This is a genomic window from Pseudomonas sp. LjRoot277 (assembly GCF_964253845.1).
Taxonomy (GTDB): domain Bacteria; phylum Pseudomonadota; class Gammaproteobacteria; order Pseudomonadales; family Pseudomonadaceae; genus Aquipseudomonas.
This window is the reverse complement of the sequence record NZ_CAXURI020000001.1, coordinates 4,121,438-4,146,676: the sequence shown is the minus strand read 5'-3', so window position 1 is coordinate 4,146,676 and position 25,239 is coordinate 4,121,438. Positions and strand designations below refer to the sequence as shown.

General features: G+C 62.1%; 25 protein-coding genes and 1 pseudogene. 5 read left to right on the top strand and 21 right to left on the bottom strand.

What is annotated here, in order from left to right; genetic code table 11:
- Positions 1 to 6 precede the first annotated feature (6 nt).
- Positions 7 to 1,277, top strand: a pseudogene (locus ACSQ87_RS19475) (epoxide hydrolase family protein).
- A 14-nt stretch (positions 1,278 to 1,291) separates the two neighbouring features.
- Here ACSQ87_RS19475 and ACSQ87_RS19470 read toward each other — a convergent pair.
- Positions 1,292 to 2,080: an alpha/beta hydrolase gene (locus ACSQ87_RS19470; RefSeq protein WP_436274140.1), complete on the bottom strand. Its 789-nt coding sequence runs from the start codon at positions 2,078 to 2,080 to the stop codon at positions 1,292 to 1,294.
- 428 nt (positions 2,081 to 2,508) lie between these two features.
- On the opposite strand from ACSQ87_RS19470, the gene ACSQ87_RS19465 reads away from it, so the two are divergent.
- Positions 2,509 to 3,453 carry an aldo/keto reductase gene (locus ACSQ87_RS19465; protein ID WP_436274139.1) on the top strand — a complete coding sequence of 315 codons (945 nt, stop codon included), beginning with the start codon at positions 2,509 to 2,511 and terminating at the stop codon, positions 3,451 to 3,453.
- 5 nt (positions 3,454 to 3,458) lie between these two features.
- Here the strand turns inward: ACSQ87_RS19465 and ACSQ87_RS19460 are convergent, their stop codons facing one another.
- Positions 3,459 to 4,121: a glutathione S-transferase family protein gene (locus ACSQ87_RS19460; protein ID WP_436274138.1), complete on the bottom strand. Its 663-nt coding sequence runs from the start codon at positions 4,119 to 4,121 to the stop codon at positions 3,459 to 3,461.
- 147 nt (positions 4,122 to 4,268) lie between these two features.
- Between ACSQ87_RS19460 and ACSQ87_RS19455 the strand changes: the two genes are divergently transcribed.
- Complete coding sequence (locus tag ACSQ87_RS19455) at positions 4,269 to 4,640, top strand: nuclear transport factor 2 family protein (RefSeq protein WP_056745311.1); 372 nt, start codon at positions 4,269 to 4,271, stop codon at positions 4,638 to 4,640.
- 44 nt (positions 4,641 to 4,684) lie between these two features.
- Here ACSQ87_RS19455 and ACSQ87_RS19450 read toward each other — a convergent pair whose 3' ends face one another.
- Positions 4,685 to 6,076 (bottom strand): aldehyde dehydrogenase family protein, encoded by a 1,392-nt coding sequence (locus ACSQ87_RS19450; protein WP_436274137.1) that lies wholly within the window; start codon positions 6,074 to 6,076, stop codon positions 4,685 to 4,687.
- A gap of 100 nt (positions 6,077 to 6,176) precedes the next feature.
- Here ACSQ87_RS19450 and ptrR point away from each other — a divergent pair, with 100 nt between their 5' ends.
- A complete protein-coding gene (ptrR, locus tag ACSQ87_RS19445; protein ID WP_046055497.1) occupies positions 6,177 to 7,061 on the top strand; it encodes a putrescine utilization regulator PtrR in 885 nt (294 codons plus the stop codon).
- A gap of 35 nt (positions 7,062 to 7,096) precedes the next feature.
- On the opposite strand, the gene ACSQ87_RS19440 is transcribed toward ptrR, so the two are convergent.
- The 4 genes from ACSQ87_RS19440 to ACSQ87_RS19425 all read right to left on the bottom strand — a co-directional run bounded on the left by ACSQ87_RS19440 (position 7,097) and on the right by ACSQ87_RS19425 (position 9,202).
- On the bottom strand, positions 7,097 to 7,558 hold the full coding sequence (locus tag ACSQ87_RS19440; RefSeq protein ID WP_436274136.1) for a MarR family winged helix-turn-helix transcriptional regulator: 462 nt from the start codon (positions 7,556 to 7,558) through the stop codon (positions 7,097 to 7,099).
- Positions 7,559 to 7,691: 133 nt separating this feature from the next.
- Complete coding sequence (locus ACSQ87_RS19435) at positions 7,692 to 8,132, bottom strand: Ohr family peroxiredoxin (RefSeq protein WP_150657331.1); 441 nt, start codon at positions 8,130 to 8,132, stop codon at positions 7,692 to 7,694.
- 109 nt (positions 8,133 to 8,241) lie between these two features.
- On the bottom strand, positions 8,242 to 8,685 hold the full coding sequence (locus tag ACSQ87_RS19430) for an Ohr family peroxiredoxin (protein ID WP_223431425.1): 444 nt from the start codon (positions 8,683 to 8,685) through the stop codon (positions 8,242 to 8,244).
- A gap of 76 nt (positions 8,686 to 8,761) precedes the next feature.
- Positions 8,762 to 9,202, bottom strand: a complete 441-nt coding sequence (locus ACSQ87_RS19425) for an Ohr family peroxiredoxin (RefSeq protein WP_223431426.1) — start codon at positions 9,200 to 9,202, stop codon at positions 8,762 to 8,764.
- Between the two features lie 237 nt (positions 9,203 to 9,439).
- Here ACSQ87_RS19425 and ACSQ87_RS19420 point away from each other — a divergent pair, with 237 nt between their 5' ends.
- Positions 9,440 to 10,447 carry an Ldh family oxidoreductase gene (locus tag ACSQ87_RS19420; protein ID WP_223431427.1) on the top strand — a complete coding sequence of 336 codons (1,008 nt, stop codon included), beginning with the start codon at positions 9,440 to 9,442 and terminating at the stop codon, positions 10,445 to 10,447.
- A 33-nt stretch (positions 10,448 to 10,480) separates the two neighbouring features.
- On the opposite strand, the gene ACSQ87_RS19415 is transcribed toward ACSQ87_RS19420, so the two are convergent.
- The 14 genes from ACSQ87_RS19415 to ACSQ87_RS19350 all read right to left on the bottom strand — a co-directional run bounded on the left by ACSQ87_RS19415 (position 10,481) and on the right by ACSQ87_RS19350 (position 25,183).
- On the bottom strand, positions 10,481 to 12,061 hold the full coding sequence (locus ACSQ87_RS19415; protein ID WP_436274135.1) for an aldehyde dehydrogenase (NADP(+)): 1,581 nt from the start codon (positions 12,059 to 12,061) through the stop codon (positions 10,481 to 10,483).
- Between the two features lie 198 nt (positions 12,062 to 12,259).
- On the bottom strand, positions 12,260 to 13,657 hold the full coding sequence (abaF, locus tag ACSQ87_RS19410) for a fosfomycin efflux MFS transporter AbaF (RefSeq protein ID WP_223431429.1): 1,398 nt from the start codon (positions 13,655 to 13,657) through the stop codon (positions 12,260 to 12,262).
- A 73-nt stretch (positions 13,658 to 13,730) separates the two neighbouring features.
- Positions 13,731 to 14,648 carry a dihydrodipicolinate synthase family protein gene (locus ACSQ87_RS19405; protein ID WP_223431430.1) on the bottom strand — a complete coding sequence of 306 codons (918 nt, stop codon included), beginning with the start codon at positions 14,646 to 14,648 and terminating at the stop codon, positions 13,731 to 13,733.
- 138 nt (positions 14,649 to 14,786) lie between these two features.
- Positions 14,787 to 15,815, bottom strand: coding sequence for a trans-3-hydroxy-L-proline dehydratase (locus ACSQ87_RS19400; RefSeq protein ID WP_076030925.1), 1,029 nt, complete (start codon positions 15,813 to 15,815; stop codon positions 14,787 to 14,789).
- Between the two features lie 125 nt (positions 15,816 to 15,940).
- Entirely contained in the window at positions 15,941 to 16,663 is a 723-nt protein-coding gene (locus ACSQ87_RS19395; RefSeq protein ID WP_008157200.1) for an amino acid ABC transporter ATP-binding protein, read from the bottom strand.
- The gene (locus tag ACSQ87_RS19390) at positions 16,656 to 17,306 is read right to left on the bottom strand and encodes an amino acid ABC transporter permease (protein WP_056745275.1); all 651 of its coding nucleotides are present in this window, start codon (positions 17,304 to 17,306) and stop codon (positions 16,656 to 16,658) included. The genes ACSQ87_RS19395 and ACSQ87_RS19390 overlap by 8 nt, the downstream gene beginning before the upstream one ends.
- Before the next feature lie 10 nt (positions 17,307 to 17,316).
- The gene (locus ACSQ87_RS19385) at positions 17,317 to 17,982 is read right to left on the bottom strand and encodes an amino acid ABC transporter permease (protein WP_008157202.1); all 666 of its coding nucleotides are present in this window, start codon (positions 17,980 to 17,982) and stop codon (positions 17,317 to 17,319) included.
- Positions 17,975 to 19,753, bottom strand: coding sequence for a cis-3-hydroxy-L-proline dehydratase (lhpI, locus tag ACSQ87_RS19380; RefSeq protein ID WP_436274134.1), 1,779 nt, complete (start codon positions 19,751 to 19,753; stop codon positions 17,975 to 17,977). Before lhpI ends, ACSQ87_RS19385 begins: the two co-directional genes overlap by 8 nt.
- Before the next feature lie 10 nt (positions 19,754 to 19,763).
- Entirely contained in the window at positions 19,764 to 20,582 is an 819-nt protein-coding gene (locus ACSQ87_RS19375) for an ABC transporter substrate-binding protein (protein ID WP_008157204.1), read from the bottom strand.
- A 250-nt stretch (positions 20,583 to 20,832) separates the two neighbouring features.
- Entirely contained in the window at positions 20,833 to 21,582 is a 750-nt protein-coding gene (locus tag ACSQ87_RS19370) for an AraC family transcriptional regulator (RefSeq protein ID WP_223431432.1), read from the bottom strand.
- Positions 21,583 to 21,656: 74 nt separating this feature from the next.
- On the bottom strand, positions 21,657 to 22,913 hold the full coding sequence (locus ACSQ87_RS19365) for an FAD-dependent oxidoreductase (RefSeq protein WP_436274133.1): 1,257 nt from the start codon (positions 22,911 to 22,913) through the stop codon (positions 21,657 to 21,659).
- A complete protein-coding gene (locus ACSQ87_RS19360; RefSeq protein ID WP_436274132.1) occupies positions 22,910 to 23,146 on the bottom strand; it encodes a (2Fe-2S)-binding protein in 237 nt (78 codons plus the stop codon). The genes ACSQ87_RS19365 and ACSQ87_RS19360 overlap by 4 nt, the downstream gene beginning before the upstream one ends.
- Positions 23,139 to 24,254, bottom strand: coding sequence for an NAD(P)/FAD-dependent oxidoreductase (locus ACSQ87_RS19355; RefSeq protein ID WP_436274131.1), 1,116 nt, complete (start codon positions 24,252 to 24,254; stop codon positions 23,139 to 23,141). The genes ACSQ87_RS19360 and ACSQ87_RS19355 overlap by 8 nt, the downstream gene beginning before the upstream one ends.
- Positions 24,251 to 25,183: a 4-hydroxyproline epimerase gene (locus tag ACSQ87_RS19350; RefSeq protein ID WP_436274130.1), complete on the bottom strand. Its 933-nt coding sequence runs from the start codon at positions 25,181 to 25,183 to the stop codon at positions 24,251 to 24,253. The genes ACSQ87_RS19355 and ACSQ87_RS19350 overlap by 4 nt, the downstream gene beginning before the upstream one ends.
- Between the last annotated feature and the right edge of the window lie 56 nt (positions 25,184 to 25,239).

Sequence of the window (25,239 nt, the reverse complement as noted above, 5' to 3'; positions counted from 1 at the left end):
ATGAAGATGAAGCACACATTCGCGGTCGCTATAGCGACCCTCGCGCTTTGCGTCTCGGCCCTCGCCAGCGCCGCTCCCACCGCCGATCCCAAGGCCATTCAGCCCTTCCACGTCAATATTGCGGACAAGGAACTCGCCGATCTGCGCAACCGTATCGCGGCGACCCGCTGGCCGGACAAAGAGACGGTTTCCGATCGATCACAGGGTGCGCAACTGGCACAACTGCAGGAACTGGTTCGCTACTGGGGCACGGACTACGACTGGCGCAAGGCCGAGGCGCAGCTCAATAATCTGGCGCAGTACGTGACCACCCTCGACGGGGTCGAGATCCACTTTATCTGGGTGCGCTCCCCCCACCCGAACGCTCTGCCGATGATCATGACCCACGGTTGGCCAGGCTCGGTGTTCGAGTTCATCAAAGTCGTCGGTCCACTCACTGATCCGACCGCCTACGGGGCAATGCGGCAGATGCATTCGATGTGGTGATTCCGTCCATTCCAGGCTACGGCTTCTCCGGCAAACCGAGTGGTATCGGTTGGGATCCGGACCACATCGCGCGGGTCTGGGCGCAGCTGATGCAGCGCCTCGAATACACCCACTACGTCGCCCAGGGTGGCGACTGGGGCGCCCCCATTACCAGCGCGATGGCGCGCCAGGCGCCAGCCGGATTGCGCGGCATTCACCTTAACCTGCCCGCCACGATACCGGCGGAAGCGAGCGCGGCGCTTGCTGTCGGCGGACCGGCGCCGGCGGGATTTACCGAGAAGGAACGGGCGACCTATGACGCCGTCGCCACGCTCGTCAAACAGGGGAATCTGGCGTACAGCGCGATGATGGCCGCGCGGCCGCAGATGATCGGTTACGGCGCGACGGATTCACCGGCCTTCCTCGCCGCGCTCCTGCTCGTGCATCCAGGCTTTGCCCGGTGGACATACGGCGCCGACCCCCAACAGTCGCCAACGAAGGATGAGGTGCTGGACGACATCACCCTCTACTGGCTGACGAATAGCGCCGCTTCGGCAGCCAGGCTCTACTGGGAGAACATGGGGCGAAGCCCGCTTTCTTCGGCCGCACAGAAGACCACCGAGATTTCGCTGCCGGTGGCTGTCACCGTGTTTCCAGAGGATGTCTACTGCCCGCCAGAAACATGGGCCCGGCGCGCCTATAGCAACCTGATCTACTTCCACCAGGCTGATAAGGGCGGCCACTTCGCGGCCTGGGAACAGCCGCAGCTTTTTACCGAGGAACTTCGCACGGCGTTCCGATCGCTGCGCTAGTCGAACACCGCCACTTACAAACCATCGCCCAACACTTTGAGGTACTCGGGACTCTCGGATATCGAGTTGTGCCCCGTACCCGGTATGACCTTCAGCGACGCCACCCCCTTGGCGAAATGCGTGAAGAGCCGCTCTGTGCTGGAACGCGGTATCACTTCGTCGTGCTCAGCCGCGATCAACAGCGTGGGCACTGTGATATGGGCGGCGTACTTCCATGATTCAAAGGTGTCCTTGAGCAACCACTTCACCGGGAAGATGGGGAACTGCCGGGCGGCGAGTTCTTCAACACTGTTGTAGGGCGTGATCAGCACCAGACGCGCCGCCGGGCGTTGGCTGGCGAGGCGCACGGCAACGCCCGAGCCCAGGCTGCGACCGACCACCGTAATGTGTGGATGGGTGGCGTAGACCAGGTCAAACAAGGTCATGGCGTCGCGCGAAATCATCTCCTCGGAGGGCGATCCAGAGCTGCCACCGTAGCCTCTGTAGTGCAGCAAGTAGACGGCGTGATCGGCAAAGGCTTCGGAAAACGAAGGCAGGCTCCGGGAGACGTCCTCGGCATTCCCACCGAAATAGATCAACGCTTTGGGCCCCTCGTGCGGCCTGACGGATACCAGCACCTGCGCATCGTCGACGGACAACGTGAGCAACGTGGCCGAGGTGCCGACAGCGCGGGGTTGCGGGAAGTAGATGAGGGCGCGCTGGAACACGAACAGCGCAGCGCAAAGCGCCAGGTACACGACGGCGACGATGACGACGATTGACACCAGGATTCGTGGCATTCGGCTAACTTTAGTGGGCGGCATTGACGGCTCTGGCCTGAAGACGGCTATCGCTTGATTGCTGTCAGAGTGTAGTAGACCGAGAGCGCGACGCACCGGGAGGGCACCCATGCCCATCGCTGTTAAATGGCTCAACGTCCCGCCCTGCGAAAAAGCGGCGCTGAGGCTGTTAAGCCGTAACGCGATCTGTAGCAGCTGGCGAAGCCTGCGTCCGGCTGCGAAGCAGTCGTGAAATCAGACGATGCGGTGTTTCAGGAAGACCGCAAACTCAGGTTTTACGACTGCTTCGCAGCCGAACGCAGCCTCGCGGGCTCGGCAGCTGCTACAGATCGCGGTGCTTGTTGAGGGGCGAATGGTCGCCGGTAGCTATGCTGATGTGGCAAGGCTCGTGCGTGCGGCGCGAGACGTGCGGTGGACCGTGGCTGACAGCAAAAATGTGGAAGGGCAATTCCATGAGCCACACTGATGGCTACACGCGTCGAAAAATACTCACGCTGGCTGCCGGTGCTTCGGCGGTTTTCACCTTCGATCCGGCTTTTGCAGCATCCACGCCGTCGAGCGAAACAGGAGGCAAGAACATGCTGACCCGGGCCATTCCATCCAGCGCCGAACTACTACCGATCGTTGGGCTGGGCACGTATCGCGGCTTTGATGTCGAGCCTTCAAGCCCCGCCTACAAGCAGCTGCCTGCTGTGTTGCGCGCGTTGTTCGAGAGAGGCGGGAAGGTGATCGACAGTTCGCCGATGTACGGTCGCGCCGAACAGACGACCGGTGAATTGCTGTCGATTCATGAACCGCGCTCGCCGGCGTTTCTGGCCACCAAGGTGTGGACCCGTGGCCGCGAAGAAGGCATCGCGCAGATGGAACAGTCCTTCAAACTGCTGCAGACCGACCGGATCGACCTGATGCAGATTCACAACCTGCTGGACTGGAAAACCCATCTGCCGACCTTGCGCAAATGGAAGGAAGAAGGGCGCATTCGATACATCGGCATCACCCATTACACCGCGTCGGCGTATGACGAGGTGGAAGCGGTACTCAAGGCCGAGCCATTGGACTTCTTGCAGATCAACTATGCCCTGGACGATCGCGGCGTCGAGAAACGCATCCTGCCACTGTGTCGCGAACGCGGCGTGGCGGTGATCTGCAATCGGCCCTTCGGCGGCGGTGATTTGCTCGCGCGCTTGAAGGGCAAACCGCTACCGGGATGGGCCGCGCAAGTGGGGGTCAACAGCTGGGCGCAGCTGGCGCTCAAGTTCCTGCTGACGCATTCGGCGGTGACCTGCGTCATCCCTGGTACCGGCAACCCGCGTTACATGGCGGAAAATGCCGGTGCCGGTTTCGGTCCGATGCTGACGGGAGCGCAGCGCGAGCAGTTGATCGATATTGTCGGTTAGGCGCGCTAGCGAAACCGCTCCGGGATGGCTTCGGCAAACGGATACATCGAGAAGTAGGGTCTGGCTTCGTCGATGACCCGCTGGACGGACGGTCTGTTCATCAGCCTGTCGAAATAGGCTTTCAAGTGACCGTAGTTGTCGGGAAACGGCTCAAGCGTACTGGCATAAAACAGGGCCGGGGCGGCGGCGCAATCGGCCAGGCTGAAATCTGCACTGGCCAACCAGATTCTGGAGGCCAACTGGCGGTCGAGCATGCCGTACGCCGTCTGCAGTGTGGAACGTTCTCTGGTCAAATCGCCGTGAGCGCCGAGCAGGCGATCCAACACAATCTGTTGCAGCGGCGTCTGTAGATAGTGGTCGCACACACGGTCCCACAGACGGACCTCCAGCGCGGCGTCCCAATCGTTGGGAACGAGCGGATGTTCACCTGGATAAAATTGGTCCAGGTATTCGATGATGATCGTGGTCTCCGCCACGTTGCGCTGGCGAGCGTGGTCGCGGATGACCGGGAACTTGCCGAGCGGCCACAGCGCTTGCAGCTCTGCTCTGTCTGCATCGTTGGCGAGATCGATGATCCGCTTCTCGAATTCGACAACGTTTTCGTAGAGCGCGATGAGCACTTTGTGGCAGAACGACGACAGCGGATGGTAATAAAGAGTCAGCGACATCTCTCAGCTCCTCGAAAGGCAGGTGACCCCCCTCATCATAGTGGCCGTCCAGGACGGTTAAGCGCGCGGTGCTAGACTTTCAGGGTGGGATGGACGACCGATCAACCTGATCCGGCGGTGCGATGGTGAGAACGCTGGAGGTACGACATGACGACTCAACTGCTGGCTAAAGAACACATCAACGTGGTGGTCCGCAATTATGTAGAAGGCATGGTGTTCGCCGATGAAGCCTTGCTGCGACAGGCCTTTCATCCTTCTTGCCGCATCATTGGCCATTACGAAGAAAAGCTTGAATGGGCATCCCTGGAGGAATTTATCAGCGCGATCAAGGCCGAGGGGCCGGCAGCCAAAGAGGTCAAACCGTTTTGGGAAGTGCTCAGCATCGATGTCACGGGTGATGCCGCCGCGGTAAAAGTCACTGATGATTATCTCGGCATGCGATTTACCGATTATCTGTCGCTACTGAACATCAATTACCGCTGGATGATTGTGAACAAGCTGTATTACTTGAACGAATAGCGCGTGAGCCCGGGAGCCAAAAGCTCCCGGGCATCGTTATGCGATCAGTGCCGATCCAGCCACACCGTCTGGGCATTGCAGAATTCACGCACACCGAAATGCGAGAGTTCACGGCCAAACCCGCTTTTCTTCACGCCGCCGAAGGTGACGCGTGGGTCGGAGGCGCAATAGCCATTGATAAACACGCCACCGGTTTCCAGCTCACCGGCCATCTGCTCGGCAAGCTCGACGTTGCGTGTGTAAATGGTTGAGGCCAGGCCGAACTCACTGTCATTCGCCAGTGCCAGTGCATGGGCTGCATCGCGCGCCGTGATGATCGAGGCCACCGGGCCAAACAGTTCCTGTTTGAACGAGGTCATCTGGTCGGTGACATCACCGAAGACCGTGGGCTCGTAAAAATTGCCGGCGCCTTCAGCCTTCTTGCCGCCCATCAACAACGTCGCGCCTTCTTCCAGGGTGTCGCGCACCTGTTGATCCAGTTCATCACGCAGATCAAAGCGGGCCATGGGGCCGATGTAGGTGTTGGCGGCCAGTGGATCGCCGACCACCAGTTTTTGCGTGGCTTCGACGAACTTGCGCGTGAATTCCTCGACGATGCCTCGCTCGACGATCAAGCGTTTGGCGGCCGCGCAGACTTGCCCGGTGTTTTGGTAACGGCCAATCACGGCGGCTTTGACCGCTTCGTCGAGGTCGGCATCGTTGAGCACGATGAACGGATCGGAGCCGCCCAGTTCCAGTACACACTTCTTCAGCGCCGCGCCGGCTTGAGCGCCGATGGCGATGCCGGCTCGCACGCTGCCAGTGAGGGTCACCGCCGCGATGCGGGGATCGGCGATCGCGGTGGAGACGCCGTCGGGCGTGACGTTGATGACCTCGAACACGCCTTCAGGGAAGTCGGCTTGCTTGAAGGCTTCCCGCAACAGATAGGCGCTGCCCATCACGTTCGGAGCATGTTTGAGTACGTAGGTGTTGCCGGCGATCAATGCTGGAACGGCGCCGCGCAGGACCTGCCAGATCGGGAAGTTCCACGGCATCACCGCGAGAATCGGGCCGAGCGGGCGATACTCAATGCGCGCTTTTCCACCTTCAACCAGCGTCGGCTCAGCGCTCAGCATCGCCGGGCCGTGTTCGGCGTACCATTCGCAGAGCTGCGCGCACTTTTCGATTTCGCCGCGCGCCTGAGTGATTGGCTTGCCCATTTCCAGGGTGATCATGTTCGCCATCGCGGCGGCGTTGTTGCGCAATGCCTGCGCCAGGGCGATCAACAACTGCGAACGTTGATCAACCGGTTTGCTGCGCCAGGCGCGGAACCCGGCAGCGGCGCGGGACAAGGCGTCATCCAGTGCCGATGCGGATTCGAAAGGGTAGTGGCCGATCTGCTCGCCATTGGCGGGGTTGATCGAAATGGCATGGGTGAGGCTGGAAACTTGAGTCATGGCACCGTCCTGCGAGGTGGGGATGCGCTCAGGTTACGGTGGCGTTTGTTTTCTGGAAACTGAATAATACTGAGCATATCGTTCACGTTTGGAGAATGCCTTGGATCTGGTTCAGCTGGAAATTTTCAAAGCCGTCGCCGAACACGGCAGCATCAGCGCGGCGGCTCAGCACATCCACCGGGTGCCGTCGAACCTGACGACGCGGATCAAGCAGCTGGAGCTGGATCTGGGCGTGGACCTGTTTATCCGCGAGAAGAGCCGCTTGCGCTTGTCGCCGGCCGGCTGGAGTTTCCTTGACTATGCCCGGCGCATTCTCGACCTGGTCCAGGAGGCTCGCGCGACGGTGGCGGGCGAAGAACCGCAGGGATCGTTTCCCCTGGGGTCGCTGGAGAGCACCGCTGCAGTGCGCATCCCTGAGCTGCTGGCGGCGTATAACCAGAAGCACGCCAAGGTCGAACTGGATCTGTCCACCGGACCTTCGGGGACCATGATCGACGGGGTGTTGTCTGGCCGACTGGCGGCAGCGTTTGTCGATGGACCGGTGCTGCACCCGGCACTGGAAGGCGTGCCGGCGTTTGAGGAAGAAATGGTGGTGATCGCACCGCTCAACCATTCCCCCATCCATCGTGCGCGGGATGTTAATGGCGAAAACATCTATGCCTTCCGCTCCAATTGTTCCTACCGCCATCACTTCGAAAGCTGGTTCGCCAAGGACGCGGCGGTGCCCGGCAAGATTTTCGAAATGGAGTCCTATCACGGCATGCTGGCGTGCGTCAGCGCCGGTGCAGGCCTGGCGCTGATGCCCCGCAGCATGCTCAACAGCATGCCCGGATGCACCACGGTGAGCATCTGGCCGCTATCGGAATCGTTCCGCTATTTGCGCACCTGGCTGGTGTGGCGCCGGGGGACGGTGTCGCAAAGCCTGACCATGTTTGTGCGCTTGCTCGAGGAGCGCGGAGTGGTGCGGGATGAGGCTGTGCGCTAGTTCACGCTTGAGAATGTCCAGATCGGTGTGCCGGCTCATTCCCCGGCTTTCGTCGACTTGATCAGATTGCCACGCAACTTCACGATCGCCTTCTGCAGGATCGTGAACTCGTCGAGCGTCAGGCCCGTTGCGTCGGCGAGGCCCATTTCCGGTTGGCTTTCGCGCAGCTGTCGACCGTTCTTCGTCAGGCTGATCCGCACCTGGCGCTCGTCCTCTGGATCGCGCTGCCTTTGCAAAAAGCCCATCGCTTCCAGTTTCTTCAGGATCGGGGTCAGGGTGTTCGATTCCAGAAACAGCTTCTCGCCCAGGCTGCCGACGGTCTGATCGTCTTCCTCCCACAGCGCGACGATGGTGATGTATTGCGTATAGGTCAGCCCAAGCTGCTCGAGTATCGGCTTGTAAGCCTTGCCGAAGGCCAGGTTGGTGGAATAGACCGCAAAACACAGGAATTCGGAGAGCTTCAGGTTGTCGGGGACGGCGTTGTCGATGGGTTTCATGTGCATCCTCGTTGGCCAAAGACGGATGGCTCGCAAAAAGCGAAATATACCTCGTATGCGATTGTGTCGGAACGACTCTAACTGACGGTGGCGACCGGTTCGACGGCGAAAGTCGAACCGGTCGTACGGTGCATCACGCTGTCAGGGCGTTGATGACCACGTCGATATTGCCGCGCGTCGCCTTCGAGTACGGGCAGATTTGGTCTGCGGCGTGCGCCAGCTCCGTCGCGACGTCTTGCGTCAAGCCTGGCACGCGAAGAGTCAGCCGGGCCTGGAGGAAGTAGGCCGGACCGGTCTGGCCCAGATCGACCTCAATATCAACGGCCAGATTGGGCGGCAGCGTCACCTTCATATTTTTCGCCGCCAGTTCGACGGCAGCGGTGTAGCAGGCCGACCATGCGCCGGCGAAAAACTGCTCTGCCGTTGGGTGCGGCACAATGGCTGCGAACTCGTGTGCCAGTCTAGGGTTTCCAGGCGACGAGAGCTCGATGGCGAGGCCGCGGGAAGAGTTGTCACCGTCGCTGAACGTCGTGTGGGTTTTGCCTGTGGCTAGGACTTTTTCGATCTTGTTCATGGATGAGTCCTCATCATTTTGTTGGGGTTGTGATTCGTATGCGCTTAAAGCGCATACGATATATATGGTGTATCGACAATGCCGATCGACAGCAACGCCGCGCGGTGCGTCAAGCCGTGAGGACGTTCAGGGCCACGTCAATGTTACCCCGCGTCGCTTTCGAGTACGGGCAGATTTGATCGGCGGTGTGCGCCAGTGTGGTCGCAACATCGTTCGACAAACCCGGTACGCGCAGGGTCAATCGAGCCTGAAGGAAGTAGGCCGGACCGGTCTGACCCAGATCGACTTCGATGTCGACGGACAGATCCGACGGCAGCACCACGTTCATTTCTCCTGCCACCAAGCCGACGGCGGCGGTGTAGCAGGCCGACCATGCGCCGGCGAACAGTTGCTCGGCGGTCGGGTGCGGCTGGGTGGCGGCGAACACGTGGGCTGGCTTGGCGTTGCCAGGCGTCGACAGGGTGATGTCGAGGCTGCCGTCATGGCCGCGCGAGGTGTTGCTGACGGTGGTGTGGGTTTTGCCGGTGGCCAGTACTTTTTCGATCTTGCTCATGATGATTTCCTGAGTTGTTACTGTTTTCGTATGCGCTTATATCGTATGCGACATATTTGATGGATTAAAACGATCTTCACGCCGTCAAGACGTTCACCGCCACGTCGATGTTGCCCAGCGTCGCTTTCGAGTACGGGCAGAGTTCGTGTGCGGCGTGCGCCAGTGCCGTTGCGACGTCGTGTGCCACGCCCGGCAAGCGGACAAAGAATCGAGCCTGAAGGAAGTAAGCCTGACCGGTCTGGCCCAGATCGACCTCGATGTCGACGGACACATCGGCCGGCAGCATCACTTTTTTCGCCTTGGCTATGTGTTCGATGGCGGAGATGTAGCAGGCCGACCATGCGCCGGCGAACAGTTGCTCGGCCGTCGGGTGCGGTTGGGTAGCTGCGAACACGTGGGCCGGTTTCGCGTTACCTGGCGACGACAGCTCGATGTCGAGGTTGCCGTGGGCACGGGTCGCGTCGCTGAACGTGGTGTGGGTTTTGCCGGTGACCAGTACTTTTTCGATCTTGCTCATGGAATGAATCCTCAACGTTTCAATAGGTGGTGCTTGTCTGTCGTATACGTTTGTATCGTATGCGATTTAAATAATACTCGCGCAGAGCTCAATCGGTGTCAAGGGGTGGTGTGGCGTCCAGCCGACGAATGGCCGGGCTGCCGGGATATGCCGAATTCGTCGTCGACCGGGTCTAAAGCGATCAAGCCGTGGCGTCGGGAATGGGCCAGTCTGGGCGGTCTGTCCAAGGAGTTGATGATGAAACGACTGTCCCTGGCCGAAGCTCGCGAGCTGGCCGAATCGATCTTGCTGCACAACGGTTTCAACCTTGCCCACGCTCAGGCGGTGGCCGCCACGGTGATTGCCGGGGAGCGCGATGGCTGCGCCTCCCACGGTTTGTATCGGGTATTGGGGTGCGTAAATTCGCTTAGGGCCGGAAAGGTAATGGCCGATGCCGAGCCACGGGTGATCGACCAGGCCCCTTCGATCGTGCGGGTCGATGCGGCGGGTGGTTTTTCCCAGTTGGCGTTTCAGGCGGGTCTGCCATTGCTGGAGGAGAAAACCCGGGCAAACGGGATTGCGGCGCTGGCGATCAATCGCTGTGTGCATTTTTCCGCCCTGTGGGTCGAGATCGAGCAACTGACCGCTGCCGGCCTGGTGGCGCTGGCGTGTAATCCCAGCCATGCCTGGGTCGCGCCGGCGGGAGGCAGTCAACCGGTGTTTGGTACCAATCCCATTGCGTTTGGCTGGCCGCGTTCGGGCAAGGATCCGTTTGTGTTCGACTTCGCCACCAGTGCGATTGCCCGTGGCGAGATCGAGTTGCATCGACGCGCCGGCAAAGCGATTCCCGAAGGCTGGGGCGTCGATGCAGACGGGCAGCCGAGTACCGATGCGAACGTGGTGCTCGATGCCGGCGCGATGCTGACGTTCGGCGGGCACAAGGGCTCGGCGCTGGCCGCCATGGTGGAGTTGATCGCCGGGCCGTTGATTGGTGACCTGACCAGTGCGGAATCGCTGGCGTACGACGCGGGCAGCAAGTCATCGCCGTACCACGGCGAGCTGATCATCGCCCTCGATCCGCGGCGCTTTCTCGGCGAGGCCACCGAGCAGCACCTGGCCCGTGCCGAAGTCATGTTCCAGAGCATACAAGGGCAGGGCGCGCGCTTGCCGTCGCAACGGCGTTACGAGGCGCGAGCACGCAGTTTGGTGGAGGGTGTGCAGATTCCCGAAGCCTTGTACAACGACTTGAAGGCACTGCTGGATTGATGAGAAACGGGCGCCAGTGGCGCCCGTTTGGTTTTACAGTGGTTCGCGGTGGCTGTTGCCATCGACCAGACGGGCGATGCCTAGCGGATTGGCGTTTTTCAGCGCCTCGGGCAGGAGCGCATCCGGGCAGTTCTGGTAGCACACCGGGCGCAGGAAACGCTCGATGGCCAGGCTGCCGACCGAGGTGCCACGGGCATCGGAGGTGGCCGGGTAGGGCCCGCCATGCACCATCGCATCGCAGACTTCGACGCCGGTCGGGTAGCCGTTGAACAGTACCCGTCCGACTTTCTGCTCGAGCAGCGGCAGCAGTTCGCTATGGGTTTGCAGGTCACCGGCTTCGGCAATCAGCGTGGCCGTAAGTTGACCGTGCAAACTCTGCAACGCCCGTTGCAGTTCGGCCTTGTCGGCCACTTCCACCAGCACCGTGGCGGGGCCGAACACTTCTTCCTGCAGCAGCGGGTCGCCGTTGAGCAGCAGGCTGACGTCGGCCTTGAACAACTGCGGCTGGGCCTGCTTGCCCTGTTGTTCGCGACCAGCCAAGTGGTTGATGTGCGGATGCGCGTGCAGCGCCTGCACGCCCTTGGCGTAGCTGGTTAACGTGCCGGCGTTGAGCATGGTTTGCCCCGGCTGGTCGGCCATGATCGCGCTGAGCGATTCAACAAATGCGCTGAACTCGGGGGAGTGAATACCGATCACCAATCCGGGGTTGGTGCAGAACTGGCCGCAGCCGAGCACCACTGACGCGGCGAGTTCACCGGCGATTTTATCGCCCCGCAATTGCAGGGCTTCGGGCAGTACCAGCACCGGATTGATGCTGCTCATTTCGGCGAACACAGGAATTGGCTGCGGCCGTGCGGCGGCCATGTCGCAGAGGGCGCGACCGCCTTTGAGCGAACCGGTGAAGCCCACCGCCTGGATCGCGGGATGCTTGACCAGTGCTTCGCCGACACCCGCGCCGTAGATCATGTTGAACACGCCTTTGGGCATGCTGGTTTGCTCGGCGGCGCGGATGATCGCATCGGCCACGAGCTCGGCAGTCGCCATATGCCCGCTGTGGGCCTTGAACACCACCGGGCAACCGGCGGCCAGGGCGGCAGCGGTGTCGCCACCGGCAGTGGAGAACGCCAGCGGGAAATTGCTCGCACCGAACACCGCGACCGGGCCGACGCCGATCCGGTACTGACGCAGATCCACCCGTGGCAGTGGCTGACGCTCAGGCAAGGCGCGGTCGATGCGCGCGCCATAGAAATCGCCACGGCGCAGGACCTGAGCGAACAGGCGCATCTGGCCGCTGGTACGACCGCGCTCACCCTGAATACGCCCGATTGGCAGCGCCGTTTCGCGGGTTACCAGGGCAATGAACTCATCGTCCAGCGCATCCAGTTGCGCGGCGATGGCCTCGAGAAACTCCGCGCGCCGGTTCGCCGGCAAGTTGCGGAAGGCTGGGTAGGCGGCAGCCGCTGCCTGGGCGGCGGCGTCGACTTCCTCAACGGTGGCTTGCATGAACGAGTAGGGCAGCGCTTCACCAGTGCTGGCGTCATGGCTTTGCACGGTGATGTTGCCGGCGGCACTGCGCGCACCGCCGATGTAGTTGTGGCCGATGATGTGGGGCATGAAAAACTCCTGTCGAAAGAGGGCAAAGGGAAAGGCGCGTCGGACAAAAAACTGTGGCGAGGGGGCTTGCCCCCGTTCGACCGCGCAGCGGTCGCAAATTCAACGAATGCGGAGTGCCTGACGCAACCGATTGCTGGTTTTGGGGCCGCTTCGCGACCCAACGGGGGCAAGCCCCCTCGCCACATTTGATCGCCAGGCTCAAGCCAACGAATCGCCCCGGCGCGGGATGGCGGATTCGGCGGTATCCAGAGCAGCAATCCGTGCAGCAGATTCGCTATCCACCAGGTGCAGCGACTTGCCACGGGTTTCCCGGGTCAGGCCGACGGCGACGATGGAGATCAGCGCAGCGCCGACCAGGTACCAGGCGATCGGTGTCGAGCTGTGGTACTTGTTGAGCAGGGTGAGGGCAATCAACGGCGCCAACGAGCCGGCGAAGATCGGTGCCACTTGGTAGCACAAGGACAACGCGGTGTAGCGCACGTGGGTCGGGAACATTTCGGCCATCAGCGCCGAGTAGGGCGCGTAGGTCATCGACTCGATCGCCAGGCCCAGGGTGATAGCCCCGATGATCAGCCAGTTGTTGCCGGTGTCCATCATCGGGAAGCCGATGAAACCCCAGAACGCGGTGAGGATCGCACCCGTCAGGTACACCGGTTTGCGCCCGACCAGGTCGGACAGATAACCCATCAGCGGGATCATGAAGAAATGCAGCAGGTGCGCGCCGAACATCAGAAACAGAATCTCTGAAGTGTCCTTGTGCACCACCAGTTTCAGGTAGGTAATCGAGAAGGTCACGACGGTGTAGTAGAGAATGTTCTCGGCAAACCGCGCGCCGATACCGACCAGCACTGCACGCCAATGATGACGCAGCACTTCGACCACGCCCAGCTGTTGTTGCTTGTTTTGCGCCTGACGGGCCTGGGCTTCCTTGAAGATCGGCGCGTCATCGACGCTGGTGCGAATCCAGTAGCCGATCAGCACCACCACCGCCGAGAACCAGAACGCTACACGCCAGCCCCATGCGAGGAATTGCTCCTCCGACAGGTTCGACGACAACAGCAGCAACGCGACGGTCGCCACCAGGTTACCGGCCGGTACGCCGGCTTGCGGCCAACTGGCCCAGAAGCCTCGACGATTGTCCGGGCAGTGCTCGGACACCAGCAGAATCGCACCGCCCCATTCACCACCGAAGGCGAAGCCCTGGATCAGCCGCAGCAACACCAGTAACACGGGCGCGGCGTAGCCGATCTGGTCGAAACCGGGCAGGCAGCCCATCAGGAACGTGGTGATACCGACCACCACCAGGCTCAGTTGCAGCAGGCGTTTGCGGCCGAACTTGTCACCGTAGTGACCGAACACCAAGCCACCCAATGGGCGGGCGAGGAAGCCGACGGCATACAGGGCGAAGGCGGCGAGGATGCCATCGATCGGGCTGTCGGTCTGGCGAAAGAACAGCTGGCCGAAGACCAGTGCCGAGGCGGTGCCGTAGAGAAAGAATTCATACCATTCGGCGACGGTGCCGGCCATGGCGGCGGCCACGACACGCTTGAGTCCCGAAGGTGTGGTTGCGCGGGCGGTGTTGTGAGGATTGGGCATGCTGACGTTTCCTGTAGAGGCGCAAAAAACAGGCAGCCGGGCTGGGTCCGCAAGGGACCCGCCCGGCAATCACTCAGAGACCGACGTCTGGCAGTTCCGGACGATTGGCCAGGGCCTTGGCCATGATCTGCTCGACGAAAACCCGATCGGCTTCCGGCAGGGCCAGGCGTGGCGGACGGGTCAGGGCGCTGCCGCGACCGGCAATGGCTTCGCACAACTTGATGCACTGCACCAGGTCGGCACGGGCGTCGAGGTGCAGGATCGGCATCAGCCATTCGTAGATCGGCATGGCTTCGGCGAAGCGACCGGCCTTGGCCAGGCGGAAGATGGTTTCGCCTTCTTTCGGGAACACGTTGGACATGCCCGAGACCCAGCCTTCGGCACCCACCGCGATGCTTTCCAGTACCACGTCATCGAGGCCGGCGAACAGCACAAAACGGTCACCCACTTCGTTGCGAATGTCGATGAAGCGGCGGGTGTCGCCAGAGGAATCCTTGAAGCACACCACGTTGTCGCAGTCGGCCAGGGCAATCAGGATGTCCGGGGTGACGTCGTTTTTGTAGATCGGCGGGTTGTTGTAAACCATCAGTGGTACGTCGGCGTTTTTCGCCACGTAACGGTAGTGCTCGGCGGTCTCGAATGGCTTGGAACCGTAGACCAGCGCGGGCATCAGCATGACCCCGTCGACACCCACCCGGCGCACGGCATTGGCGACCTTGGCCGCTTGAACGCTGGTGAATTCGGCCACACCGCAAATGACCGGCACGCGGCCGCGGGAAGCGTCGACCGCGACTTCGGTCACTGCGATTTTTTCTTCGGCGGTCAGCGAGGTGTTTTCCCCCACCGAACCACACACCACCAGGCCCGACACGCCGTCACGGATTACGTTGGAAATCACCTGGTGGGTTTTTTCCAGGTTGATGGTGAAGTCGTCGTTGAATTGAGTGGTCACCGCGGGGAAGACGCCACTCCAGTTAATGCGCTTGCTCATTGTTGCCTCCGGTTCATTTTTTGTATTTCGTATACGATATTGCATGTGAAAAGACTCGGCCAGTGCTTTTTTCAGTTACGAAGGGTTTTTTACTAGCCGTTTGTCAGAGTTTTTGGGTGAGGGTTTGTAAGGCTGTGTTCAGGCCCCAGGCCAGGTGTCAGAGAGCCGATAGCCTTGTGGCCACGGATCGCTCGGATCGAGTAGCAACTGGTGGGTGCCGGTGATCCAGGCCCGGCCGGAAATGCACGGGTAAATCGCCGGGCGTCCCGCCACTTCCGTCAACGAATCGATGCGGCAGTGGAACTCGGAACCGATGATCGAGCGGCCGATAAATCGCTCACCGACCTGCATCAATCCCTTGGCCTGCAGCACCGCCATGCGCGCCGAGCAGCCGGTGCCGGTGGGTGAACGGTCGATCTTGCCGGGTTGAATCACCACCGCGTTGGCGCCGGTGGCGATGCCGTTTTCATAGACGAGGGGAGCCGCGATCTGGCAGAAGGAAATGTGCGACCACTCGGGGTTCAGCGGATGGACAAATCCCAGTTGCTCATTGGCCGCGCGGGTAATTTTCAGCCCGACCTCGACCAGCTCCGCCGCTTCATCAGGACGAATGGAAAAGCCCAGGCGCTTGGCGTCGGCGATCACAAAACTGTCGCCGCCGTACGCGGTGTCGACCTGCAATGAGCCGACGCCTTCGACTTCGATCCAGGCGTCGAGGCGGTCAGCGAAGGAGGGCACGTTCTTGATTTCCACTCGTTCGACCTTGCCGTCACGGCAGTCGGCCACCGCTTCGATCAGTCCGCCCGGTGCTTCGAGCACCAGCCGGGTTTGCGGTTCGGTCATCGGCAGGATGCCGCTGTCGAGCAACACGGTGGCCACGCACAGCGAGTTGGAGCCGGACATCGGCGGAGTGTCGGCCGGTTCCATGATGATCCAGGCCATCTGCGCCCGAGGATCCTTGGCCGGCACCAACAGGTTGACGTGGCGGAACACCCCGCCGCGCGGCTCGTTGAGGACGAAGTTGCGCAGGGTCTGATCCTTGGCAATCCAGCGCGACTGTTCCCACACGGTGGCCCCGGGCGGTGGCGCGACGCCGCCGACGATCACGTCGCCGACTTCGCCTTCGGCGTGACAGCTGACTACATGGATGACTTTTGATGAGCGCATGGTTTGCTCCTTGTTTCGTCTGTTAGGGCGCCTTCGCGAGCAAGCCCGCTCCCACATTTGACCGAGTTCTTCCAGAAGAAATGCGAACAGTGTGGGAGCGGGCTTGCTCGCGAAGGGGCCATCGGTTATTTCACTGATTTCAGAAAGGCCGCAGTTTCCGCATGCACCGGGTTGCCAATGACCTGATCAGGCGAGCCGATCTCATGCACCAAACCATTGCGAAAGAACGCCACGCGGTCGGACACATCGCGGGCAAAGCGGATTTCATGGGTCACCAGAACCATGGTCATGCCGTCTTCAGCGAGCATGCGCATGGTGTCCAGCACCTCGCCCACCAACTGCGGATCGAGGGCCGAAGTGGCTTCGTCGAACAGCATGTAATCCGGCGACATGGCGAGGGCGCGGGCGATCGCCATGCGCTGTTGCTGGCCGCCGGAGAGTTTGCCGGGAAACGCTTTGAGCTTGTCGCCCAGGCCGACGTGGGTCAGTTGCTTGACCGCCAGTTCCTCGGCTTCCGCCTTGCTCTTGCCCAGCACTTTGCGCGGCGCCAGCATCACGTTTTCCAGCACGGTCAGGTGCGGGAACGCGTTCCATTGCTGGAAGACGATGCCGATCTTCTGCCGCAGACGGTTGAGGTCGGTGGCGCTGTGATGGACCTCGACACCGTCGACCCGGATGTTGCCTTTCTGAATCGGCTCCAGGCCGTTGATGCACATCAGCAGGGTCGATTTGCCCGAGCCGGAGCCGCCGATGATCGACACCACCTCGCCCTTGTTCACCGTCAGGTTGACGCCCTTGACCACTTCGAGGTTGCCGAAGGATTTGTGTACGTTGTCGATCTCAATCATTTTCTTGCCACCTTCTTTCCAGACGAGCGCCGAGGCGAGCGACCACCAGGCTCATGACGTAGTAGATGAGGCCCGCGATGCACAGCACCAGCAGCGGTTCCTGAATGCGGGTCACGATGGTTTGCGAGGCGCGCAGCAGTTCGACGATGCCGATCCACATCACCAGCGCGGTGTCTTTCATCACGCTGAGGACCAGGTTCAGCCAGCCGGGAAAGGCCACCCGCGTGGCCATCGGCAGGACGATCCAGCGCAGGTCCTGCAGGAAGCTCAGGCCCAGCGAGCGACTGGCCCGGCGCACGGTGAACGGCACCGAAAGCACGCCGCTGCGCACGATCTCGGTGAAGTACGCGGCGGCGTAGACCCCCAGCACAATGCAGCCAACGCTGAAGGCGCTGATGTTCAAACCGACGATGCTTTTCAGCGAGTTGAACAACACAAACTGGATCAGCAACGGCACGCTGCGAAACACGTCCAGCACCCAGGCCAGTGGCAGGCTCGCACGCGGAAACAGCGCCCGCAGCAAGCCGAACAACAGCCCGGCGAAAGAGCCGAGGATGATCGACCAGAACGTGAGTTTCAGAGTGACCCAGGCGCCATCAAGCAAGAACAACAGGTCATTCCAGGAAAAACTGGTGGTCAACATGGTCTCCTCCTCAGTAGCGGAACAGTCGCCAGGCCATCAGCCGGGCGACGGCGACGATCGCCTTGGCAATCAGGTAATACAACGCCGCTGCGATGGCGAAGTATTCGAAGGTGCGGAACGTCTTGACGTTGTAGTCCTGGGTCACGCCGGTGAGGTCGTTGTTCAGCCCGACGATCACCCCCAGCGACGTCATCAGCACCGCCCAGACCATCTGGTTACTCAACGGGTAGAACACGATCCGCAGCAGCTGCGGGACGATGATCATCCGGTAAGCCTGGAAGGCACTCATGCCCAGCGAACGCGCGGCGCGAACTTGCGTGCCCGGCACAGCCTTGAGGCCGCCGCGAAAGTTTTCCGCCAGGTAACCAGCGTTGTTGAAGGTGATCCCGGCCAGCAACGCGAACCATGAGCTGACATGCAAATCGAGCGAGCCGAGGCCGAAGTAGAGGACGTAGATCTGGAACAGCGACGGGGTGTTGCGGGCGATCGACACCCAGCCATTGCCGATGCCGCGCAACAGCGGTTGTTTGGTTTCGCGCATCACCGTCAGGGCCAGGGCGATCAGCACGCCGAAGATCATCGACAGCGCGGCGGTCTCGAAGGTGACCCAGGCGCCGGCGAGCATGTCCGGCAGGGCGCGCAGGGTCGCACGCCATTGGAAGGTGTAATCAAACATGCGCGTGGCTCTCCAGTGAGGCGGCCGATTGCAGCCAGGCCGGCAAACGACCGCTGGCCGTGGCGCTGCAGGCGGTGTCGACACATTCGGCGAGGTTGGCGAAGTGCACCTTGCGGCCCACCAGGCCGGGTGCGTAATGGGCGTACTTGCCTGAGTTGGTCATCAAGGTTTTGGCGGCCAGCGGGATCACCGGCTCGCCGAGCATGCACCAGCAGGTGTCGGTGACCAGGGTCGCGCCGAAGGCTTCGATCACCGCGATATGTCCAGCCTCGCGGGCCTGCTCCAGCACCGCACGACCGCAGGTGATGGCGAGCACAACCTCGGGGTGTTTGTGCCGACCCCGACACAACCGCGCCAGATGCGCGAATTCGCTGAGGGAGAAATGCGGGTTGCCCAGCGAGACCACATCCACTCGACTGTCGCGGGCACTGTTGAGCTCGCGCCAGCTGAGCAGCAAATCCTTCAGGCGGATTTTTTCCACCGGCACATGGGCATTCGCCTCCAGCACCTGCGTCGGGTCGAGTGCTTCCGGGGTCACCCCGGCGATATGGAACAGCGGCGCGGCGGAGGTGGTGGCGAAAGCCGCACCGAAAGCTTTCAGGTCATCCAGGCTCGGCTTGCTGTGTTCCAGCCCCAGCACCAGCGGGATCCGGCTGCCGGCCAGGGCACCAATGTGGTAACCGAGCAGCGGGTAGAAGGCATCGTCTAGCTCGCGCAAAACCGGTAATTCGATTTGCAGTCTCGCTTTACGTTGCGCGTCCAGATGGCAGCCGATCAGGGGCGCGCGGCCGGTCAGGGCGATGCAGATATCCAGGTAGTCCGGGTATTTCAGGGTGCGCGCACCGAGCACGCTGTTGGCATAGACCACGGCGTTGGATTCGGCCCAGACGATTTGCTCGCCGGCCTTCGGCGCGCTGTCGAGCAGGTAGGGCGCGCAGGTGAAACTCAGCTGTGCACCCATCGCCATGTATGCATCGCCGAGGGCGCTGGCCGGTACGCCGAGTGCCGGATCAATGCCCAACTCGCGCCAACGGCGCTGGTCCACAGAAATGGAATTGAGGGTGGTCGGCACCCGTACTTTTGCTCCCCACTGCACCAGTTGTTCGGCGAAGCGCAGGCTCGCAGGCCCGGTATAAATGCAGCCGTCGATGTGTGCCTGGGTGACGTCCACCAGATGGCGGGCGCCTTGCAGTTCGGCCATGCGCAGGACGATCTGCATCGCCACTTCGGCTGCCTTGCCATGCGCGCCGTCGAGCAGCGCCTGATCGTGTTCGGTGAGTTCGATAGCGGTGTTTTTTTCTGCTGTCTGCAACGGACTGTCGAGTGCCTGCCAGGCATCGCCCGGCAGGTGTTCGAACACGGTCACCGTTGATGCTTCGACCCGAGCAAAGGCCTTGCCGCGCAAGGCGGCGAAGGCCTCCCGGCCGATGCAGAGCACCGGCAGGGAACGCTCGAAAATGGTCTGTGCCACAAGCACGCCCAGGGTCAGGATCTCATCGGGTTCGGCCAGCACCAGTGCGGCCGGCGCATGACCGTTGCTGATCAGTTCCATCAGCACACTGCTGCCGGTGCACGAACCGCGGCCGCTGGGAATCGCCAGTACCCGGCCGGCCAGATGTTCGCCGCTCAGCGGGTGGTGACGGTCGATGACCTCGCCGCTGTACGGGTCGACCCCGCCCCAGAAACTCAGCCCGACATCGGCGAACAACAGGGCGCCTTGTGCGGCGCCGGCGACCAGGCTGCGACCGGTCAGAGAGGTTGGCCTAGGCATGCCGGACACCTCAGTAATAGACCTTGGGCACGGTCAGGTCGGTGGGTGAAATCTCGGTGCCGACCCATTTGGTGAACAGCTCGTTGTAGCGGCCGCTACGCACCTGCTGATTGACGAACAGGTTGAGGTAGTTGAGCAGGCCATACTCGTTGCGCTTGGCGCCCAGGGACACGTAGTCGATGGTGTACGGCGCGTTACCGGCGATTTTCAGGTTCTTGTATTTGCCCGACTTGATCGTGGCGGCGGCCACGGTGTTGGTGACTACGGTGGCGTCGATGTGGCCCTGAGCAACCGCCAGCAACGTGTCGTTCTGCGACTGATAGGCGCGGAAGGTGCCGGTGCCCCAGTTTTTCACATCTTTTTCCAGGGCGATGGCTTCATAGGTGCCGCTGGTGTTACCCAGCGCTTTGCCTTTGATATCGGCGAAGCTGTTGATGCCGGTGTTGTCGCGGGTCAGCACCACCATCTGGAAGGCGAAGTACGGCACGGTGAGGCCGACAGTCTTGGCCCGTTCGAGGGTGTCGGACGTGGACGCGACGATCACGTCTGCGCGCCCGGAGACCAGCGCCGGAATTCGATCGGGGAAGGGCGTTTCAACCACTTCGGCGTCGACCCCGAGGATCTTCGCCAGGTCGCGGCAGTAGTCCACGTCGAAACCGGCCGGGTTGTTACCTTCATCGCGGAAACCCATGGGTGGGAAGTCCAGCGTCACGGCGCAGCGCAGCTTGCCCGAACCGATAATGTCGTCGAGCTTGTCGGCCTGGGCGGTGGCGATGAAGGAAGTACTGAGAACAGCGCTGAGGGCTACGGCAAATGCGGGGTTTTTCATAGAGGCCTCGTTGTCGGAAAGTGCTGTTGGATATCGTATTGTGAATTTCGTATACGATATGTGATTAGCAATGACCATGCCTGTTTCCGAACAGAGGCGAGAATTAATCGCCAAGCCTTGAGCTAAAGGTCTTACAAGATTGTGGGAACAGGGTGTAGGAGAAGAACGCCTCGGCGGGCCGTATCAGGCGGTGTTACAGAAGGGAGCAGTGGGAACGCCGGGCGCCCCTTAAAGGAACACTCGCCCGGGTTCAGCGACGGCTTTCGCGATACTGACTCGGCGCCAGACTGGTCAAGGCGCGGAACTGCCGGCTGAACGCGCTGTGATCGGTGTAACCGCAGCGCAGGGCGATCTCGGTGATGGGCAGGTCGGTGTGCAGCAACAGTCGGGAGCCTTCTTCCAGGCGCGCCTTGTGAATCATCTGCCGTGGAGTGAGCTGGAACACCCGTTTGCAATGGCGCTCCAGTTGCGCCACGGAAAACCCGGCGATCGCGGTCAGTTCGGCAAGGCTGATCGGCCGGGCGAAATGGTTGCGGATATGCGCGTCCACCGCCGCGAGTTTCTGGAACGCCGGATGGCTGGACTGTGGCGTTTGCAGGTCGCGGGAGATGCCGGCCAGGCCGACGATCTGACCTTGCAGGTCGCGCAGCGCGAGTTTGTGGGTCAGGCACCAGACCGGTTGGTTACCGTAATACAGGTGCAGTTCGAGTTGGTCGGCCAGTTCGCGGCCGGTGGACAGCACGCGACGATCCTGCTCGGTGTACAGCGGGCCGAAGCGCTCGGGAAAGACCATGTCGGCGGTGCGCCCGAGCAGTTCGTCACTGTGTTTGAAGCCGCAGCGCCGGGCCAGGGTCTGGTTGACGAAGGCGTAGCGGGCATCGCTGTCCTTGATGAAAAACACCACGTCCGACAGGGTGTCGAGCAGCGCCGCGATCGGCTGCAGACTGCTCAGCAGAGTGGGCAGGTCGCAGGGTTTGAAGGTAGTGAGCGAGGCATACATGGCGCTGGGCGTCTGGAGGCAATGCCCGGGATCATAAAGACTCGGCGACGGACCCGAAAGCCCCGAGCCGGCATTCAGGCCGGCGGGGTGTCGTCCAGGCACAACAAGGTCTCGATCCGCGCCGGACTGAAGGGCGGGCGTGGCGCCGAAGGTTGCCAACCGAACAGGTGCTGCAAAGCGCCGCCACACACCCGGCCTTGGCAGGCGCCCATGCCGCAGCGACTGGCCAGTTTGACCTCGCGCCAGTCAGTGTGCCCGGCAAGCAACCCGTAAGACACGTCTTCGCAACGGCACACGAGGGTGTCGGGTTGCGCCAGCGACTTGAGTTGCGGGTCGAGGGTGAATGCTTTGTTGAGGGCCTTGGCGAAACCCTGCCAGCGCGCACGACGCGGCCACAATGCTCGGGCCGATTCAAGGTCACCGACGGCGGCGTGGCCAGCGATGGCGCCTTCGACCAACGCCAGTTCACTGCCACCGAAACCGGTGCATTCACCCGCCGCGTAGTGATCGGCGCGGCGAGTGGCCTGCCAGGCATCGACGGCGATCGCTTGGCCATCGAGTTCGCAGCCCAGAGCCTGGCCGAGCTGGGTATTGGGAATCAGACCGAAGCCGCAAGCCAGGCGATCACATGCCAGTTCGACGATTTTTCCTTGCTGTTGCAGGCGCACACCTTCCAGCCGTTCATTGCCCAGGGCCGCCAGTACATAGGTCCCGGTACGGTAATGGCGGTCGAACAAGGTGACCGACTGCATCAGTTTGTTGGGCCAGCGTGGCAGTTGCGCGGCGAAACCGGCGACGGCGGCCGCGCGGGCTTGCTCGGCGATACGCAGCACTCGGGCGCCGTTGTGTTTTGCGGTGGCGGCGCTGGCCAGCAAAAGCGGTCCGCTGCCGGCAATCACAATGCGTTCGTCCTGCACCGGCAGCCCGCCCTTGATCAACGCCTGGAGACCACCCGCACCAGTCACGCCGGGCAGCGTCCAGCCGGGGAAGGGCAGCAGTAATTCGCGGGCGCCGGTACACAGAATCAGTTTGTCGTAACCGATCACCCAGCCTCTATCGGCGTCTTCGACCAGCAGTTGTTTCGCCCCGGCACAGGCGATCACCCGCGTGCCGGAGTGGTGGTGGATGTTGCTGCACGCCTCCAGTCGCTCGCGCATCTGACGCGCCGGGTTCGGCAGCTTGGCCTGAGGCCCGTCACGCCAGATTTGCCCGCCCGGCAGCGGGTTGTCATCGAGCAGGACGATGCGCGCACCGCTTGGCGCCGCAGCGAGCGCGGCGGCCATGCCGGCGGGACCGGCACCGATGATCAGCAGGTCGGCGTATTCGCTCATGCTTGCGTCTCCACGTGCATACCGTCACGGCACAGCGTCTGGCAGGCCAGGCGCAGGCGACCGTCGATGGTCACCCGGCATTCCTGGCAAATGCCCATGCCGCACAGCGGTGCGCGGCGTTGGCCACTGACCGAGGTGCGCGTGCAGCCATCGCCGCTCAGCGCCAGTGCCGCGGCGACGCTGGTGCCCTCGGCAACCCGCAGGGCACGTCCGTCCAGCATCAATTCAGGCATAAACGGGCTCTCCGAGAAAACGTTGCGGCAGATACGGTTGCGCGGCCAGCGGCGGCGTTTCGTCGAACAGCTGCGCGACCAGCAGGTCGGCGGTGCCGGGGGCGGTCGTCACGCCGAGGCCCTCGTGACCGACCGCCAGCCATAAGCCTTTGCGTTGCGGGTGCTGACCTACCAGCGGCAAGCCGTCGGGGCTGGCAGCGCGAAAACCGGTCCAGGCGCGGATGCCGTTGAGCTGAGCCAGGCCCGGCATGTAGTCGGTGGCACGCCGGAGCATTTTCGCCAGCATCCAGCCCTCGACTTGCGGGTCGGTGGTGCCGAATTGCCGCGAGGCACCGATGAACAATTGTCCGGTCGGCCGGGGCTGAATATTGCACGCCGTCGATGGGCCAGTGGCGTTGTGGGCGCTGGTGACATAACCGAGTTCCACCAGGGTGTGGGTGACTTTTCCGGGGTAGCGGTCGGTAATCAGCAAGTGGCCTTTCTTCGGCTCGATCGGTAACTCCGGGCAGAGTTCGTTGGCCTGGATGCCGTTGGCCAGAATCACCGCTTCGGCGCTCAGCCAGTGGCCGTCGTCGAGTCGCACGCGGTTGCCATCGACTTCGCTGACCCGCGCCCGGCGTTGACTGATGTTCGGTGTATCGAGCATCCAATTAGCCGTCGCCGGCGCATAAAGAATGCCGTCGCCATTGATCAGCAGTCCGCCTTCCAGGCCCTCGCGCAGTTCCGGCTCGCGCTGGAGCAAGGCACTGCTGGAGATCAACTCGCAAGCCACGCCTTGGGCCTGCAAATTCAGGTATTTGCTGTGGGCGACGGCCATTTCTTCGGCATTGGCCGCCAGCCAGAGCGTGCCATTGCAACGGTAGGCGCAGCCGTCGGGCAGGGCCGGTGCCAGTTCGCGCCAGCGTTGCAGGGAGTATTGACTGAGGGCCAGTTCGGCCGGGTTGTCGTCGAGGACCAGCAAGTGGCCCATGCCCGCCGCTGTAGCGCCGGGCAGGCCGGCGTCCAGCACCAGCACGCGCAAGCCACGCCCCGCCAGCGCCTGGGCACAAGCGGCGCCGATGATGCCGGCACCGATCACGATTACATCGGCCGCCAGGCCCTCGTTCACGGGCGAATACCCCAGGCGAACGGGTCGTCCTGTTCGATGATCAGGCTGGCTTCGGCGCTGATAAAGGCACGGCCGCGAATGGTCGGCACGATGCGTTCGCCCTGAAGTTCGTAGGAACCCTCGAATTCGCTGCCGATGACGCTGGCCTGACGCCAGATCTGTCCCGGCTGCAATTTGTCGTCGGCGGCCAGGCACGCCAGTTTGGCGCTGGTGCCGGTGCCGCAGGGCGAGCGGTCGTAAGCTTTGCCAGGGCAGAGGACGAAGTTGCGGCTGTCGGCCTGCTCGTCATCGGCGAACAGCTCGATATGGTCGATCAAGCCGCCGTCTTCGCCGCGAATGCCTTGAACCTCCAATGCTTGCTGCACGGCGTAGGTGTAGGCGGTCAACGTATCGAGGTTATCGCCGGCAATGCGCAAACCATGCTCGGCAATCAGGAAAAACCAGTTCCCACCCCAGGCAACATCGCCGGTCACTTGACCGATCCCCGGCACCTGCAGCGACAGCGCTTTGCGATAACGGTAGGCCGGCACGTTGCGCACGCTGACCGAATGGTCTTCGTGCAGTGTCGCTTGCACCGTGCCCACCGGGGTTTCGATGCTGTGCACCCCGGGGCCGATCTTGCCCAGATGCGCCAGCGAGGCCACCAGGCCGATGGTGCCGTGGCCGCACATGCCGAGGTAACCGCTGTTGTTGAAGAAAATCACGCCGGCGCAGGCGCTCGGGTCCACCGGCTCACAGAGCAGGGCGCCGACCAGCACATCGCTGCCCCGTGGTTCGAGCACGCAAGCGGCGCGCCATTGATCATGCTGTTCGGCCAGCCGCTGTCGACGTTCGGCCATGCTGCCGTTGCCTAGGTCAGGAAAACCGGCGGTCACCAGGCGGGTCGGTTCGCCGCCGGTGTGGGAGTCGATCACGGTGATGCGTTTCATGGGATGGCCACGTCCGTTCAGATGAGTGAACGAAAGAGTGGCCTGTGCGGGGGCTT

Excerpts from the sequence above, each read along its gene's own strand:
- ACSQ87_RS19470 (WP_436274140.1), bottom strand. The coding sequence starts at position 2,080 with ATGCCGCCCACTAAAGTTAGCCGAATGCCACGAATCCTGGTGTCAATC.
- ACSQ87_RS19465 (WP_436274139.1), top strand. The coding sequence starts at position 2,509 with ATGAGCCACACTGATGGCTACACGCGTCGAAAAATACTCACGCTGGCT.
- ACSQ87_RS19460 (WP_436274138.1), bottom strand. The coding sequence starts at position 4,121 with ATGTCGCTGACTCTTTATTACCATCCGCTGTCGTCGTTCTGCCACAAA.
- ACSQ87_RS19455 (WP_056745311.1), top strand. The coding sequence starts at position 4,269 with ATGACGACTCAACTGCTGGCTAAAGAACACATCAACGTGGTGGTCCGC.
- ACSQ87_RS19450 (WP_436274137.1), bottom strand. The coding sequence starts at position 6,076 with ATGACTCAAGTTTCCAGCCTCACCCATGCCATTTCGATCAACCCCGCC.
- ACSQ87_RS19440 (WP_436274136.1), bottom strand. The coding sequence starts at position 7,558 with ATGAAACCCATCGACAACGCCGTCCCCGACAACCTGAAGCTCTCCGAA.
- ACSQ87_RS19435 (WP_150657331.1), bottom strand. The coding sequence starts at position 8,132 with ATGAACAAGATCGAAAAAGTCCTAGCCACAGGCAAAACCCACACGACG.
- ACSQ87_RS19430 (WP_223431425.1), bottom strand. The coding sequence starts at position 8,685 with ATGAGCAAGATCGAAAAAGTACTGGCCACCGGCAAAACCCACACCACC.
- ACSQ87_RS19425 (WP_223431426.1), bottom strand. The coding sequence starts at position 9,202 with ATGAGCAAGATCGAAAAAGTACTGGTCACCGGCAAAACCCACACCACG.
- ACSQ87_RS19420 (WP_223431427.1), top strand. The coding sequence starts at position 9,440 with ATGAAACGACTGTCCCTGGCCGAAGCTCGCGAGCTGGCCGAATCGATC.
- ACSQ87_RS19415 (WP_436274135.1), bottom strand. The coding sequence starts at position 12,061 with ATGCCCCACATCATCGGCCACAACTACATCGGCGGTGCGCGCAGTGCC.
- abaF (WP_223431429.1), bottom strand. The coding sequence starts at position 13,657 with ATGCCCAATCCTCACAACACCGCCCGCGCAACCACACCTTCGGGACTC.
- ACSQ87_RS19405 (WP_223431430.1), bottom strand. The coding sequence starts at position 14,648 with ATGAGCAAGCGCATTAACTGGAGTGGCGTCTTCCCCGCGGTGACCACT.
- ACSQ87_RS19400 (WP_076030925.1), bottom strand. The coding sequence starts at position 15,815 with ATGCGCTCATCAAAAGTCATCCATGTAGTCAGCTGTCACGCCGAAGGC.
- ACSQ87_RS19395 (WP_008157200.1), bottom strand. The coding sequence starts at position 16,663 with ATGATTGAGATCGACAACGTACACAAATCCTTCGGCAACCTCGAAGTG.
- ACSQ87_RS19390 (WP_056745275.1), bottom strand. The coding sequence starts at position 17,306 with ATGTTGACCACCAGTTTTTCCTGGAATGACCTGTTGTTCTTGCTTGAT.
- ACSQ87_RS19385 (WP_008157202.1), bottom strand. The coding sequence starts at position 17,982 with ATGTTTGATTACACCTTCCAATGGCGTGCGACCCTGCGCGCCCTGCCG.
- lhpI (WP_436274134.1), bottom strand. The coding sequence starts at position 19,753 with ATGCCTAGGCCAACCTCTCTGACCGGTCGCAGCCTGGTCGCCGGCGCC.
- ACSQ87_RS19375 (WP_008157204.1), bottom strand. The coding sequence starts at position 20,582 with ATGAAAAACCCCGCATTTGCCGTAGCCCTCAGCGCTGTTCTCAGTACT.
- ACSQ87_RS19370 (WP_223431432.1), bottom strand. The coding sequence starts at position 21,582 with ATGTATGCCTCGCTCACTACCTTCAAACCCTGCGACCTGCCCACTCTG.
- ACSQ87_RS19365 (WP_436274133.1), bottom strand. The coding sequence starts at position 22,913 with ATGAGCGAATACGCCGACCTGCTGATCATCGGTGCCGGTCCCGCCGGC.
- ACSQ87_RS19360 (WP_436274132.1), bottom strand. The coding sequence starts at position 23,146 with ATGCCTGAATTGATGCTGGACGGACGTGCCCTGCGGGTTGCCGAGGGC.
- ACSQ87_RS19350 (WP_436274130.1), bottom strand. The coding sequence starts at position 25,183 with ATGAAACGCATCACCGTGATCGACTCCCACACCGGCGGCGAACCGACC.